This is a genomic window from Saccharothrix coeruleofusca (assembly GCF_017876325.1).
GTDB classification, from domain to species: domain Bacteria; phylum Actinomycetota; class Actinomycetes; order Mycobacteriales; family Pseudonocardiaceae; genus Actinosynnema; species Actinosynnema coeruleofuscum.
The window spans coordinates 114,488-128,261 of the sequence record NZ_JAGINV010000001.1; the positions used below are offsets into that span (position 1 = coordinate 114,488).

Consider the following 13,774-nt stretch of genomic DNA (forward strand, 5'->3'; position numbering starts at 1 on the left):
GAAGCGGCGGGCTCAGCGGTCGGCCGCGTTGGAGAACAGATCCACCTGGGGCAGGTCGTGGCCCAGCCGGTCGCGCTTGGCGGTCAGGTAGCCCACGTTGTGGTCGTTGGCGGGCACCAGCAGCGGCACCCTGGCCACCACGGCGACGCCGTGCCGCTCCAGCGCCTCGATCTTGTCGGGGTTGTTGGACATCAGGCGCACCGAGCGGATGCCCAGGTGCCGCAGCACCTGCGCGGCGGGCCGGTAGTCCCGGACGTCGACCGGAAGCCCCAGGCTGGTGGCCGAGTCCAGGGTGTCCAGGCCCTGCTCGTCCTGCAGCACGTGCGTGCGCACCTTGGCCACCAGGCCGATGCCGCGCCCCTCGTGGCCCCTGAGGTAGACCAGGACGCCGCTGCCCTCGCTGATGATCCGGTCCAGCGCGGCGTCGAGCTGGTCGCCGCACTCGCAGCGCATCGCGCGGAAGATGTCCCCGGTCATGCACTCGGAGTGCACGCGCACCAGCACGTCCTCGGACAGGTCCGGTCCGCCGTGGACGAGTGCCATGTGCTCGTGTCCGTCCACCCGGAACGCCACCGCGCGGAACGTGCCGCGCCGCGTCACCAGGTCCGACTCCGCGATGTCCTCAATGGCTTGCTCGTGCATCCGGTCCCCTTGTCACCAGGCGCCGACCGGGCGTTCACTACGCTCGATCAGTAATTGCACCGTAACCCGATCACCCGTCGGAGGTCACCCTGTTCAGCGTCACTGTTCGCGATCACGTGATGATCGCTCACAGCTTCCGCGGCGCCGTCTTCGGACCGGCGCAGCGCCTGCACGGGGCGACGTTCGTGGTGGACGCGACGTTCAAGCGGACCGAGCTGGACGCCGACAACATCGTCGTCGACATCGGACTGGCCACCGAGCGGCTGCGCGAGGTGCTGTCCGCGCTGAACTACCGCAACCTCGACGACGAACCGGAGTTCGCCGGGATCAACACCTCGACGGAGTACCTGGCCAAGGTCATCGCCGACCGCCTCGCCGACCTGGTGGGCGCGGGCGCGCTGGGCGAGGGCGCGCGCGGCCTGGCGGGCATCGCGGTCACGCTGCACGAGTCGCACGTGGCGTGGGCGAGCTACGAACGTCCCCTGTGACCGTCCACGTCGTCCTGCCCGCCGGGGTGGACGACCCGGACACCCCCAGCGGCGGCAACGTCTACGACCGGCGCGTCTGCCGGGGGCTGGCCGCGCTGGGCGTCGCGGTGCGGGAAGCGGCCGTGGCGGGCGCGTGGCCGCGCCCGGACCAGCGCGCCCGCGCCGAGCTGGGCCGGGTGCTCGCCGAGGTCCCGGACGGCGCGGTCGTGCTGCTCGACGGCCTGGTCGCGTGCGGGGTGCCGGACGTGCTCCTGCCGCACGCCGACCGGCTGCGCCTGGCCGTGCTGGTGCACCTGCCGCTGGCCGACGAGACCGGCCTGCCGCCCGCGACCGCCGCCGAGCTGGACGCCGCCGAGCGGCGGGTGCTGCGCGCCGCGAGCGCGGTCGTGGCGACCAGCCCCAGCGCGGCGCGCGGGCTGGTCCGGCGGCACGGCCTGGCGGCGCAGCGGGTGCGCACCGTCGCGCCGGGCGTGGACCCCGCCCCGCTCGCCCCCGGCACCGACGGCGCGTCGCGGCTGCTCTGCGTCGCCTCGGTGACCCCGCGCAAGGGCCACGACCTGCTGGTGCAAGCGCTTGCCGAGGTCGCCGACCGGTCGTGGACCTGCGCGTTCGTCGGTCCCGCGCCGCAGAGCGCGCACGTGGCGCGGGTGCGCGGGCTGATCGCCGAGCACCGCCTGGGCGACCGGGTGGCGCTGGTCGGTCCGCTGGGCGGCGAGCCGCTGGACCGGGCCTACGCCGCGGCCGACCTGTTCGTGCTGCCCTCGCGCGCCGAGACCTACGGCATGGTCGTCGCCGAGGCCCTGGCGCGCGGCGTCCCGGTGCTGGCCAGCGCCGTGCCCGACGCGCTGGGCGACGCCGGTCCGCTGCTGCCGCCGGAGGACGCGGGGGCGCTCGCGCGGGCGTTGCGGCGCTGGTTCGACGACGCCGGGTGGCGCGGTGAACTGCGCGCCTCGGCGCGGCGGCGACGCGCCGAACTGTCCACTTGGGACGAAACCGCGCGGGCTCTCGCGGAGGTGCTGGCTACTCTGCGCGGATGACTTTCGCTCCGGAGTGGTTGGCGCTGCGCGAGGAGGCCGATGCCCAGGCCCGTGCGGGGGAGCTGGTGGACCCGCTGCGCAAGATCGTTGTGAACCGGACCCCCGTGCTCATCCGTGATCTCGGGTGTGGCACTGGATCGATGGGACGATGGCTGTCCGGGCGGCTGCCCGGCCCGCAGCACTGGGTGCTGCACGACCGCGACCCCCGCCTGCTCGCCCTGGCCGGTGCGACGGTGACCGGCCCCGGCGTGACCGTCGAGACGCGGGAGGGCGACCTCACCGCGCTGCGCGCCGACGACCTGGCGGGCACCTCCCTGGTGACCGCCTCGGCGCTGCTGGACCTGCTCACCGAGGACGAGGTCGGCGCGCTGGCGGCGGCGTGCGCGGGCGCCGGGTGCCCGGCGCTGCTGACGCTGTCGGTCATCGGGCGGGTCGAGCTCGACCCGCCCGACCCGCTCGACGCCGCGTTCACCGAGGCGTTCAACGCCCACCAGCGGCGCACCGAGCACGGCCGCGCCCTGCTCGGCCCGGACGCGGTCCCGGTGGCCGTGGCGGCGTTCCAGGACCTCGGCATGGCGGTGTCCACACGGCCAAGCCCGTGGCGGCTGGGGCCTGGGCAGGCGGAGCTGACCGAGCGGTGGCTGCGCGGCTGGGTCGGCGCGGCCTGCGAGCAGGAGCCGGACCTGCTCCCGGAAGCGGAGGACTACCTGCGGCGACGGCTGGGCGGCGAGCTGCGCGCGGTGGTCCACCACCAAGACCTGCTGGCCCTGCCGTGAAGCGGCGGTGGCCGTGGTTGTGGCCGTGGCTGCGGCTGGTTCCGGCGGTCGGCGTGCTGGCGGCGCTGGCGTGGCGGCTGGGCACCGGCGCGTTCCTGGACGGGCTGCGCGCCGTCACCGCCGGGTCGGCGCTGGCCGCGCTCGGCATCGGGCTGCTGACCACGGTGGCCTGCGCGTGGCGGTGGTGCCTGGTGGCGCGCGGGCTGGGACTTCCGCTGCCGCTGCGCGCGGCCGTCTCCGACTACTACCGGGGGCTGCTGCTCAACGCGGTGCTGCCCGCGGGCGTGCTCGGCGACGTGGATCGCGCGGTGCGCCACGGACGGCAGTCCGGCGACCTGGGGCGCGGCGTGCGGGCCGTGTTCTTCGAACGCGCGGCGGGGCAGGTGGTGCTCGTCGCCATCGGTGCCGTGGTGCTGTTCACCGGACCCGCCCCCGTGCTCGACTTCACGCCCGGTGTCGGGGTCGCGGCGGCGCTGGTGCCCGCTGCGGCGGTGGCCCTGCTGCTGCCGCGCGTGCGCCGGGCGCTGGCGGCGACCTTCGCCGACGGGCGCGAGCTGTTGTCCCGCAAGATCTTGCCCGCCGTGGTGCTGCTGTCGGCGGCGACCACGGCCGGGCACGTCGCGATGTTCCTCGTCGCGGCGCGGGCCGCCGGGGTGGGGGCACCACCCGCGCGGCTCGTGCCGCTGCTGGTGCTGGCGCTGCTGGTGATGGCGCTGCCGGTCAACGTCGGCGGTTTCGGGCCGCGCGAGGCGTTCCTGGCGGTGGCCTTCGGCGCGGCCGGGCTGGGCGCCGCGCAGGGGTTCACCACCGGCGTGGTCTACGGGGTGCTGGCGCTGATCGCGAGCCTGCCCGGCGTCCTGGTGCTGCCGCGCCGGGGCTCACCCGTCCAGCACCGCCAGGTACTGCCCGAACGACTCGACCAGCGAGGCGAGCAGGGCCTCGCCCTTGTCCGCTGAGGCCAGCGAGGGGCGGCCGACGACACCGGAGGCGGTGTAGGGGGCCAAGCCCAGGGTCAGCATGTGCCGCCGGTCGTCGGCCAGGTGGTCGGCGGTCTCGTACCCCGGCTTCACCAGCTCCGGGTGGAAGCGCAGCAGGATCGAGGTCTCCAGCTCGCCCGCGTGCATGTCGCCGCCCGACGGGGTCTCGATCCCGGCGGCGGCGCGGGCGGCGGCCCAGTCCGCCCGGCCGGGGAACAGCGCCATGCCCTCGGCCTCCTGCACGACGTTGGACAGCACGTAGTTGCCGCCGTGCGCGTTGACCAGGACCAGATTCGGCACGCCGGAGCGGCGCAGCGACTCGGCGATGTCGGTCACCACCGCGTGCAGCGTCCGCGCCGAGATGCTCACCGTCCCCGGCCACCCGGCGTGCTCCTGCGAGCACGTGATCGCCAGCGGCGGGAGCAGCTGGACCGGGTGCGCGGCGGCGACCTCCCGCGCGATCGTGCACGCGATCACGGTGTCGGTGGCCAGCGGCAGGAAGGGGCCGTGCTGCTCGTGGCTGCCGATGGGCAGCACGGCCACCCGCGCGCCGCGGTCGCGCACGTCGGCGGTGGTGTCAAGCGGAAGCATGGGCCTGACCGTAGTCAACCCGGTGGCACAGCGCCGGAACTTCCCCGCCCGCCAGTCGCGGCAGCACCGAGGGCAGCTCGTCGAACCGGCTCTGCCCGGTGATCAGCGCGTCGAACGCCGGGTCCGCGAGCAGGTCCAGCGCGAGCGCCATGCGCTGGGCGAACGTCCGATCGGGACGGGCCACCACGCCGACCTGGCTGCCGCGCACGGTGAGCCTGCGCGAGTGGAAGGACTCGCCGAGCGGCAGGCTGACCCGCCGGTCGCCGTACCAGCTCAGCTCCACCACGCGGCCCTCCGGCGCGAGCAGCTCCAGCGACCGCGCCAGACCCGCCTCGGTGGCGCTGGCGTGGATCACCAGGTCGCACTCGCCCCGAGCCCGCTGCGGCGGCGCGAAGCCCACCCCCAGGGCGGCGGCCACGTCCGCGCGGGCCGGGTCGGTGTCGACCAGCTCGACCCGGACGCCGGGGAACCGGGCCAGCAGCGCCGCCGCGGCGCACCCCACCATCCCGCCTCCCACCACGGCGACCCGGTCGCCCAGCAGCGGCGCGGCGTCCCACAGGGCGTTGACCGCGGTCTCCACCGTCCCGGCCAGCACCGCCCGCTCGGCGGGCACCGAGTCCGGCACCGGGGTCACCGCGTCGGCGGGCACCACGTAGTGCGTCTGATGTGGATAGAGGCAGAAAACGGTGCGTCCCAGCAACTCCGGCGCGCCGGCCTCCACCACGCCCACGTTGAGGTAGCCGTACTTCACCGGCCACGGGAACTCGCCCTCCTGGAAGGGCGCGCGCATCACCTCGTGCTGGCTGCGCGGGACGCCGCCGCGCAGCACCAGCGCCTCGGTGCCCCGGCTGATCCCCGACCACAGCGTGCGCACCAGCACCTCGCCGGGGCCGGGCTCGCCGACCGCCACCGGCCTGACCTCGCACTTCCCGGCCGAGGTGAACCAAAGGGCCCTTGCCGCACGTGTCATCTAACAACCTCCGAAAACGGGGCCCACTGCCACGAGGGGCGCGATGACCACACTTCAGCACAACACCGCGGCGGCCGTGCGGGAGCCCGTCGCCTGGGCGGGCGCGCAGGTCCTGCTGCTGGGCGCGCTGGACGTCGCGGTGGGCCTCGGCCCGCTGGGCCTGCTGGTGGGCCTGGCCTACGCGCTGGCCACCCCGGTCCTGCTCGGCCAGGCCGCGCACCGGGCGGGCGCGGTGGCGCTGGGACCGGCCGACCGGGTCACCCTGGCCAGGGCGCTGCTGGTCGGCGGGGTGGCCGCGCTGGTGGCCGACCGGCTCGGTCACGACGTGCCCACGGCGCTGCTGGTCGTGCTCGCCTCGGTCGCGCTCGCCCTGGACTTCGTCGACGGCCGGGTGGCCCGGCGCACCGGCACCGCCTCGCCGCTGGGCGCGCGGTTCGACATGGAGGTCGACGCCTTCCTGATCCTGGTGCTCAGTGCCCACGTGGCGCTGGAGCTGGGCCCGTGGGTGCTGGTCATCGGCGCGCTGCGGTACGCGTTCGTCGCGGCCTCCTGGGGCTTGCGCTGGCTGCGCGGCGCGCTGCCGCCGAGCTTCGCGCGCAAGGCCGTGGCCGCCGCGCAGGGCGTCGTCCTGGTCGTCGCCGCGGCGGGCGTCGTCCCGCACGGCGCGGTCCTGGTGGGACTCGCGCTGGCGGCGCTGCTGTGGTCCTTCGGCCGCGACACCCTGTGGTTGCGGCACAACGCGATGGAAGGGGTCCGTCATGGCTGAGCGAACGGCCACCGCGCGCACCGCGGTCAGCGTTCTGGTGTGGGGGCTGCAACTCGCGCTCGCCGCCTACTTCGCCTACAGCGGCTCGCTGCTGTTCGGCGACGACTTCGTGAACAAGTTCGACCGGATCGGCTTCGGCCAGTGGCTGCGCTACCTGACCGGGGTGCTGGAGGTCGGCGGCGCGGTGGGCCTGCTGGTGCCGCGCCTGTGCGGGCTCGCCGCGCTCGGGCTGATGGGCGTGATGACCGGCGCGGTCGTCACCGAGTTGTTCCTGGTGGACAACGGGGACGCGAGCCTGCCCGCCGCCCTGCTGGGCCTGGCCGCCGTGGTGGCGCTGGTCCGGCGGGACACCGTGATCGCCCTCTACGCCCGGTCTTCGCCGGGGTCTTCTTCCGGGGCTTCCCCTGGGCCTGCTTCCGCACCGCGCTTGGGGAAGTAGCGCAGCACCGCGACGTCCCCGACCCGCGTCACGTCCTCCAGGTGGAAGCGGCGGGCGGGGCCGCCGGGGAACTCGGCGGGGTTGACGAAGCGCGGTGCGGCGGCCTGCCCGACCAGCATGGGCGCGACCGCCACGCGCACCTCGTCGGCCAGCCCGGCGGCCAGGAAAGCGGTGTGCACCGCGCCGCCACCCTCCACCATCAGCCTGCCCACCCCGCGCCCGCCGAGGTCGTCCAGCATCCTGGCCAGGTCGACCTCCGGGCCCAGCGCGACGACCTCGGCCAGCCCGCCCAGGGCGGCCGACGCCCGCCGCGCGCCGGAATCGGTGGTGTAGACGACCTTCCGGTCGCCGTTGTGCCAGAACAGCCGGTCCGGGTCGAGGTCGCCGGTCGCGGTCACGGTTGCCTTGAGCGGGAACTCGGGCAGCCCGCGCGCCAGCCGGGCCCGCCGCCGCCGGGGGTCGTTGACCAGCAGGCGCGGGTTGTCCCGGCGGACCGTCCCGGCGCCGACCAGGATGGCGTCGGACTCCGCGCGCAGCCGGTCCACGTGGTCGAAGTCCTCCGCGTTGGACAGCGGGAAGCGGTGCTCGCTGCGGTCGTCGATGTAGCCGTCCAGGCTCATGGCGACGCTCAGCAGGACGTGCGGACGGGTCACGCCGACACGGTACGCGGTGAACCGCCGGGCGCGATCATCCGTTTACCGGATCAGCCGACGGGTTGGGAGTGATGTGGTGGCACGCCGGGTCGCGGGTCGGGCGATCACCGCCCTGGCCGCGCTGTTCGTGCTGTTCGCCCTGCTGGCGCCCAGCGATCTGGACCTCTTCGCGCCGGAGGCGTTCCTGCGCCTGCCGGTGGAGGCGCTGCTCGGCGTGGTGCTGCTGGTGGTCCTGCCGCAGCGGGCACGACCGGTGGCGGCTCTGGCGGGCGGCGCGCTGCTCGGCCTGCTGCTCGTGCTCAAGGTGCTCGACATCGGCTTCGACCTGGTCCTGTACCGGCCGTTCGACCCGGTGCTGGACTGGCCGCTGCTGCGGCCCGCGGTGGAGTTCCTGGACGTGACCGCCGGCCGGGCGGGCACGATCGCCGCCGTGGTGCTGGCCGGCCTGCTCGTGCTGGCCGTGGTCGTGCTGATGGCGCTGGCGGTCTCGCGGCTGGGCGGGGTCGTCTCGCGGCACCGCCTCGCGGCCACGCGCGCGGTCGCCGTGCTCGTGGTGGTCTGGATCAGCCTGGCCGTGCCGGGGGCGGAAATCGCTTCCCGCGACGCGGTGGCGTTCGTCCACGGCCACGCCCGCCAGGTCCGCGAGAGCTGGCAGGACCAGCGGGCGTTCGCCGTCGACGCGGCCGTCGACGCCTTCCGCGACACCCCCGGCGAGCGGCTGCTGACCGCGTTGCGCGGCAAGGACGTCGTGCTCGCCTTCGTGGAGAGCTACGGCCGCGACGCCGTCGAGGACCCGCGGCTGTCGGCCGGGGTCCGCGAGGTGCTCGACGCGGGCACCCGGCGGCTGGCCGAGGCCGGGTACGCCGCGCGCAGCGGCTTCCTGACCTCGCCGACGGCGGGCGGCGGCAGCTGGCTGGCCCAGGCCACCCTGCTGTCCGGCCTGTGGATCGACAACCAGCAGCGCTACGACACCCTGGTGGCGGGCGACCGGCTCACCCTCAGCGGCGCGTTCCGGCGCGCGGGCTGGCGGTCGGTCGGCGTGGTGCCGGGGATCACCCGCGCCTGGCCGGAGGGGCGCTTCTTCGGCTACGAGCGGATCTACGCCGCGGCCGACCTCGGCTACCGGGGCCCGCGCTTCGGCTACGCCACCACGCCCGACCAGTACACCCTGGCGGCGTTCCAGCGCGCCGAGCGGGCGGCCGCCACCGGCCCGGTGATGGCCACGATCCCGCTGGTGACCAGCCACGCGCCGTGGTCGCCGACGCCGAGGCCGGTCGGCTGGGACGAGCTGGGCGACGGCTCGGTGTTCCACGGCACGGCCTCGGGCGAGGACGCGCCGGACGCGATCTTCGGGCGCGACCCGGCGCGGGTGCGCGCCGACTACGGCGATTCCATCGGGTACTCGCTGAACGCGCTGGTGTCCTACGTCATCGAGCACGGCGACGACGACCTGGTGCTGGTCTTCCTCGGCGACCACCAGCCCGCGCAGGTCGTCACCGGCGCGGACGCGGGCAGGGACGTGCCGGTCACCGTGGTCGCCCGCGACCCGGCGGTGCTCGCGCGGATCTCGGACTGGGGTTGGTCGGAGGGGCTGCGGCCGGACCCGGACGCCCCGGTCTGGCCGATGAACTCCTTCCGGGACAGGTTCCTCACCGCTTTCAGCTGATTTGACCGGTCCTTTGTGGACTGATCACCCCCTGTGGTTCACACCACTGGAGCAATCCTCTACGGTCGGCCGCACCGAATCGCTTCCACTGGGGGTTGGATGAAAACGCTCAAGCGCGGGCTGCTCACCGCGACCGCCCTGCTGACCGCGTCGGCACTGGCGGGCGGGCTCACCTCGGCGACCGGCGCGCCCGCGAGCACCGTCGAGGCCGACGCGAGCAAGCGGCTGGCCGAGGCGCTGCGGCAGGCGATCGTCGCGCAGGACTTCAAGGACGTGGTCGACCTCACCCCGCCGGACCTCTCGGCCGCGGTGGCCAGGTCCTCCCGGACCGGCGCGGCGGAGAAGTACGACTCGACCGAGTGGGGACCGGCCACCCGGTTCAGCACCGCCGCCGCCGAGCCCAGGCCGCTGCACCAGACGCCCAACCTGGACGCCGCGGTGATCGAGCTCGACGACCAGGGCCGACCGGTCGCGATGGCCGACGTGCTGCTCAGCCCGCAGCACCCGCAGGGCGTCGTGGTGCCGCTGGACCGCCGCGGCCTGTCCACCGACAAGGTGCGCTACCGCTGGTGGGACGACACCGAGTGGGACGTCAACGGCGGCCGGGGCAGCAGGGACGTGCTGGCGGGCCGGGAGAACGCGCCCATCGACTTCTCCTCGCCCTACCCCGGCTCGGTGCTCAAGCTCATGGTCGGCTTCGGCGTGCTGCGGCTGGCCGACCAGGGCCGGGTGAACCTGGACGCGGAGTACTCCTACCAGCCGGTGACGCTCAACCCGGCCTGCGGCGGCCCCACCGCCAAGCCGGTGCGGCAGTACTTCGACGCGATGCTCACCATGTCCGACAACGGGTCCACCTGCGCGCTGATCAAGATGCTGCACGACCTGCGCGCGATCGACGCGATGAACGCCTCGTTCGTCGAGCTGGGGATGCCCACGCTGATGGTGACCGGCACCAACCCGGACAACGGCGGGCGCTGGATCGGGTCGAACATGAGCAGCATCGACACCGCCAAGCTGCTGCTGCTGGTCAACGGCGGCCCCGGCACGCTGTGGACCACCCCGGCGGGCAAGCCGGTCACCAGGGACGCGCTCAGCGCCGCCTCCCGCGCCCTGTTCCTCAGGACCCTCGGTGAGCAGGGCCACAACGAGATGCTCTCGACCACCAACTGGTGCGGCCGGGAGTACCCGCAGCAGGGCATCCCGCAGGTCACGCCGAAGCGCTGGGTCGACCCGGCCGACGGCACCATGACCGTGGGCGGCGCGGTGTACGACCGCGACGTGCGGCCGTGCGACGCCGCCGCCGAGGTGACCTTCGCGCACAAGACCGGCTGGGTGGACACCACCGGCAGCGACGCGGGCATCGTCCGCTCGATCCAGGGCGCGGACAAGCGCAACTACGTCGTGGTCGTGTTCTGCAACCTGGGCACCGACTACGTCGACCACCACCGCCCGGCCGACCCGGAGGGCGTTTTCCCCGTGCTCTACACCGAGAAGTACGCCGCGCTGGGCAAGGCGATCGACGGCATCGTCGCCGGTCTGCGCTAGACGAGCGCCCTGAAGGGGGCGGAAGGGGACCGAGCGCCCCTTCCGCCCCCTTTAGCGCGCGTACGATACTTGCTCTGAGGCACGCTTCGCCGCGTTGTGTGCTGGCACCACAACGCCGAGGCGGTGACGGACGTGGTCCTGAACGAGGAGAGGCCACGCCCTGCCACACAGGTGGAGGCGGTGCCCCCGCAACCCCCACCGCAGGAGCCGTCCACCGCTGATTGGGCCATGCGGCTGCTGGACGGCTTCGACCTCGCGATCGTGGTGTGCGACGAGCGGGGCGTCGTCCGACAGGTCAGCGCCGAGGCGCGGCGGCTGGCGCCCGGTGTCGCCGAGGGCGGCTCCCTGACCGACTCCGCCGTGCCCGAGCTGGCCGCGGCCGCCGCGCGCGGCCAGGCGGCCTTCGAGGCGTCGGCGGGCGGTCGCGCGCTGGTGGGGCGGCGGCGGCAGCTGGGCGGCGGATGGACCGCCTGGCACCTGCGGGACGTGACCGCGCGGCGGGCCCGCGACGACGCGATGCTGGCCGAACGGGCGCGCAGCCGGTTCCTGGCCCGCGCCAGCAGGCAGCTGGGGCTGTCGCTGAACCCGACCAGGACCGCGCGGACCGTGGTGGAGCTGGCCGCCGAGCTGGGGCACGCGGCGACCGTGGTGCTGCCCACCGGCGAGTACGTGCACGGCGTGCGCGGGGCGACGCCGCAGGTCGGCCGGTGGACCTCGGAGCAGCTGCCGCCGGCGCTGGTGGAGGCCATGGACGGCACCGCGGGCGGGGTGGAGCGGCACCACGCCGCGCACTTCGGCGCGCACCGGCACGTGGACCTCAGCCGCGCGGTGGAGGCGGTGACCGTGCCGCTGCGCGGCGCCGAGGCCCCCGGCCCGGCCCTGGTGCTGTGGCTGTCGGGGGAGGCGCAGGCGGTCGAGGACCCCGACGGCGAGGTGCTCGAGGAGTTCGCCACCCGCGCGGGCACGGCGCTGGCCGCCGCGCGGGCGCACGCCGAGCAGGCGCGCACCGCCGCCGTGCTCAAGCGCGGCCTGCTGCCCGCGCCGCTGCCCGACGTGCCCGGCCTGGCGTTCGGCGCCGAGTACCGGCCCGCCACCGGCGTGGGCAGCCTGGGCGGGGACTTCTACGAGGTGGTGCCGTCCGGGGCGGGGGCCGCGTTCGTCTTCGGCGACGTGGTCGGCACGGGCGTGGAGGCGGCCGTGACCAGCGGCGTCGTCCGCCAGGCGCTGGGCGCGCTGCGGCGGGTGCCGGTCGAGCCGCGCCGCGCGCTGGAGGTGCTCAACAGCTCCCTGCTGGACAACGCGCCCGTCGACCGGCGGTGGTTCGTCACCGCCGTGCTCGGCGACGCGGAGGTGGGCGTCGACGGGGGCATCCGGCTGGAGCTGACCGGCGGCGGGCACCTGTCGCCGCTGGTGCTGCGCCGCGACGGCCGGGCGGAGTTCGTGGAGGTCGGCGGGATGCTGGTGGGAGCGCTCCCGGCGGCGTCGTTCCGCACCGTCGAGGTCGACCTGCGCCCCGGCGAGGTGTGCGTGTTCTACAGCGACGGGGTCACCGAGGCGCGCGGCGGCGCGGACGGCGCGGAGCTGTTCGGGGCCGAGCGGCTCGCCGCGCTGCTGACCGGCTGCCACGTGATGCCGCCCACGGCCGTGGCGCAGCGGGTGGTGCTCGGCGCGCAGGAGTGGCTGGCGGGCCGCGAGCACGACGACATCGCGGTGCTGGCCCTGCGGGCGGCGGCGTGACCGACCGCGAGGAGCTGATGGCGGCGCTGGCCGCCGCCGACGAGCGCGCGGCCGTGGCGGTGGCGCTGCGGCTGCTGGACCGGGGCGTGCCCGCCGAGACCGTGCTGCTCGACCTGGTCGCCGAGGCGCAGGCCGAGGTCGGCAGGCGGTGGCAGGTCAACGAGTGGAGCGTCGCCAGGGAGCACGCCGCCACCGCGATCAACGAGCGGGTCATCGCGGCGGTCGGCAGCCGCGTCGACGTGCCGCCGACCAAGGGCCACGTGGTCGTGTCGTGCCTGGACGGCGAGTGGCACGCGGTGCCGCCGCGCATCGTCGCCGAGGTGCTGCGCGGCCGGGGCTGGCGGGTCACCTTCCTCGGCGCCAGCGTGCCCACCGCCCACCTGGTGTCCTACCTGCACGAGCACGGCCCGGACGCGGTCGCGCTGAGCTGCACCCTGTCGCGCAGCCTGCCGCGCGCCGACCAGGTGGTCGCCGCCTGCCGCGCCACCGGGACGCCGGTGCTGGTCGGCGGGCGCGGCTTCGGCGCGGACGGCCGGTGGGCCAAGCAGCTGGGCGTGGACAGCTGGGCGCCGACCGCGCCGGCCGCCGCCGAGCTGCTGGAGCACCCGGAGTGGCGGCGCACCGCCCAGCCCGCCCCGCCGCGGCGGGCCGACCCGGAGTACGCCGCGCTGCGCATCCGCCGCGCCGAGCTGATCGGCGCGGCGGTGGACGCCCTGTACGAGCGGTTCCCGCCGATGCGGGGCTACGATGAGCGCAGGCTCGACGCCACGTTGGAGGACGTCGGGCACATCGTGGACTTCCTCAGCGCCTCGGTCTACGTCGACGACGTGGAGCTGTTCGGCGAGTTCATGGCCTGGACAGCCGAGGTGCTCGCCGCCCGCGGTGTCCCGGTGGCCTCGACCGAGGTCGCCATGAGCGCGATGAGCCGGGTGCTGGAGGACCACCCACGGGCGCTGCGCCACCTCGACCACGGTCGCCAGGTCGTCCGGGTAGCTTGACAAGACCCTCGCAAGGGCTGTGACGTTGAGCAAACAGCGGTGCGGTCGCCTGAGCTATTAATCGAAATGGATCGCTATGACGTCTGCACGACGTGTTGATGGGTTGCACACGGAAACCCAGCGGATCGGCGAGGACGTGGTGGTGCTGGCCGCCGCGGGCGAGATCGACATCGCCACCGCCGAAGACCTGCGCAAGCCGCTGATCGAGCTGGCGGGGCGCACCCCGGAGGGCGGCACGGTGGTGGCCGACCTGACCGGCATCACCTTCTTCTCCTCACCCGGCATCGAGGCGCTGCTCGTCGCGCACGAGCGGCTGGGGCAGGTCGGCGGCACGCTGCACGTGGTCGCCGCCCCCGTGGTGCGCCGCGCGCTGACCGCCGTGGGGCTGGACCGGGCGCTTCGGTTGCACGACACTTTGGAAGCGGCACTGAGCCGTTAGGTGTCAACCTGAGCAGATCCGGTCATCCCCGTAGAGACCCATCGCCCCAC

15 protein-coding genes are annotated in these 13,774 nt (G+C 74.9%); 11 read left to right on the forward strand and 4 right to left on the reverse strand.

The features are described from left to right. Nucleotides 1-12 precede the first annotated feature (12 nt). A complete protein-coding gene (gene ribA, locus JOF41_RS00600; protein ID WP_209615274.1) occupies nt 13-642 on the reverse strand; it encodes a GTP cyclohydrolase II in 630 nt (209 codons plus the stop codon). A gap of 89 nt (nt 643-731) precedes the next feature. Between ribA and JOF41_RS36505 the strand changes: the two genes are divergently transcribed. Genes JOF41_RS36505 through JOF41_RS00615 form a run of 4 tightly spaced genes read left to right on the forward strand, consistent with a single transcriptional unit; the run spans nt 732 to nt 3,899 of the window. Further along, nucleotides 732-1,130 carry a 6-pyruvoyl trahydropterin synthase family protein gene (locus tag JOF41_RS36505; RefSeq protein WP_244989811.1) on the forward strand — a complete coding sequence of 133 codons (399 nt, stop codon included), beginning with the start codon at nt 732-734 and terminating at the stop codon, nt 1,128-1,130. Continuing rightward, nucleotides 1,127-2,167: a glycosyltransferase family 4 protein gene (locus JOF41_RS00605; protein ID WP_307867144.1), complete on the forward strand. Its 1,041-nt coding sequence runs from the start codon at nt 1,127-1,129 to the stop codon at nt 2,165-2,167. Before JOF41_RS36505 ends, JOF41_RS00605 begins: the two co-directional genes overlap by 4 nt. Next, on the forward strand, nt 2,164-2,943 hold the full coding sequence (locus JOF41_RS00610; protein ID WP_209615277.1) for a class I SAM-dependent methyltransferase: 780 nt from the start codon (nt 2,164-2,166) through the stop codon (nt 2,941-2,943). Before JOF41_RS00605 ends, JOF41_RS00610 begins: the two co-directional genes overlap by 4 nt. Continuing rightward, entirely contained in the window at nt 2,940-3,899 is a 960-nt protein-coding gene (locus JOF41_RS00615) for a lysylphosphatidylglycerol synthase transmembrane domain-containing protein (RefSeq protein WP_307867146.1), read from the forward strand. The genes JOF41_RS00610 and JOF41_RS00615 overlap by 4 nt, the downstream gene beginning before the upstream one ends. Here the strand turns inward: JOF41_RS00615 and JOF41_RS00620 are convergent. Both JOF41_RS00620 and JOF41_RS00625 read right to left on the reverse strand, forming a co-directional pair. Continuing rightward, nucleotides 3,822-4,511 (reverse strand): creatininase family protein, encoded by a 690-nt coding sequence (locus tag JOF41_RS00620; protein ID WP_209615280.1) that lies wholly within the window; start codon nt 4,509-4,511, stop codon nt 3,822-3,824. The two genes, JOF41_RS00615 and JOF41_RS00620, sit on opposite strands and share 78 nt — an antisense overlap. After that, nucleotides 4,498-5,481 carry a zinc-dependent alcohol dehydrogenase gene (locus tag JOF41_RS00625; protein WP_209615283.1) on the reverse strand — a complete coding sequence of 328 codons (984 nt, stop codon included), beginning with the start codon at nt 5,479-5,481 and terminating at the stop codon, nt 4,498-4,500. Before JOF41_RS00625 ends, JOF41_RS00620 begins: the two co-directional genes overlap by 14 nt. A gap of 43 nt (nt 5,482-5,524) precedes the next feature. On the opposite strand from JOF41_RS00625, the gene JOF41_RS00630 reads away from it, so the two are divergent. Together JOF41_RS00630 and JOF41_RS00635 are read left to right on the forward strand one after the other, a co-directional pair. Then, a complete protein-coding gene (locus tag JOF41_RS00630; protein ID WP_209615286.1) occupies nt 5,525-6,247 on the forward strand; it encodes a CDP-alcohol phosphatidyltransferase family protein in 723 nt (240 codons plus the stop codon). Then, nucleotides 6,240-6,686: a DoxX family protein gene (locus JOF41_RS00635; protein WP_209615289.1), complete on the forward strand. Its 447-nt coding sequence runs from the start codon at nt 6,240-6,242 to the stop codon at nt 6,684-6,686. Before JOF41_RS00630 ends, JOF41_RS00635 begins: the two co-directional genes overlap by 8 nt. Here JOF41_RS00635 and JOF41_RS00640 read toward each other — a convergent pair. Further along, the gene (locus JOF41_RS00640; RefSeq protein WP_209615292.1) at nt 6,611-7,339 is read right to left on the reverse strand and encodes a RibD family protein; all 729 of its coding nucleotides are present in this window, start codon (nt 7,337-7,339) and stop codon (nt 6,611-6,613) included. The genes JOF41_RS00635 and JOF41_RS00640 overlap by 76 nt on opposite strands. 76 nt (nt 7,340-7,415) lie before the next feature. Here JOF41_RS00640 and JOF41_RS00645 point away from each other — a divergent pair, with 76 nt between their 5' ends. The 5 genes from JOF41_RS00645 to JOF41_RS00665 all read left to right on the forward strand — a co-directional run bounded on the left by JOF41_RS00645 (nt 7,416) and on the right by JOF41_RS00665 (nt 13,724). Next, entirely contained in the window at nt 7,416-9,005 is a 1,590-nt protein-coding gene (locus JOF41_RS00645; RefSeq protein ID WP_307867147.1) for an alkaline phosphatase family protein, read from the forward strand. Between the two features lie 99 nt (nt 9,006-9,104). Beyond that, nucleotides 9,105-10,550, forward strand: a complete 1,446-nt coding sequence (locus tag JOF41_RS00650; protein ID WP_209615298.1) for a serine hydrolase — start codon at nt 9,105-9,107, stop codon at nt 10,548-10,550. A 180-nt stretch (nt 10,551-10,730) separates the two neighbouring features. Then, nucleotides 10,731-12,287 (forward strand): PP2C family protein-serine/threonine phosphatase, encoded by a 1,557-nt coding sequence (locus JOF41_RS38070; RefSeq protein ID WP_209615301.1) that lies wholly within the window; start codon nt 10,731-10,733, stop codon nt 12,285-12,287. Further along, nucleotides 12,284-13,285: a cobalamin-dependent protein gene (locus tag JOF41_RS00660; protein WP_209615304.1), complete on the forward strand. Its 1,002-nt coding sequence runs from the start codon at nt 12,284-12,286 to the stop codon at nt 13,283-13,285. Before JOF41_RS38070 ends, JOF41_RS00660 begins: the two co-directional genes overlap by 4 nt. Before the next feature lie 103 nt (nt 13,286-13,388). Beyond that, nucleotides 13,389-13,724 carry an STAS domain-containing protein gene (locus JOF41_RS00665; RefSeq protein ID WP_189222383.1) on the forward strand — a complete coding sequence of 112 codons (336 nt, stop codon included), beginning with the start codon at nt 13,389-13,391 and terminating at the stop codon, nt 13,722-13,724. Nucleotides 13,725-13,774 lie beyond the last annotated feature (50 nt).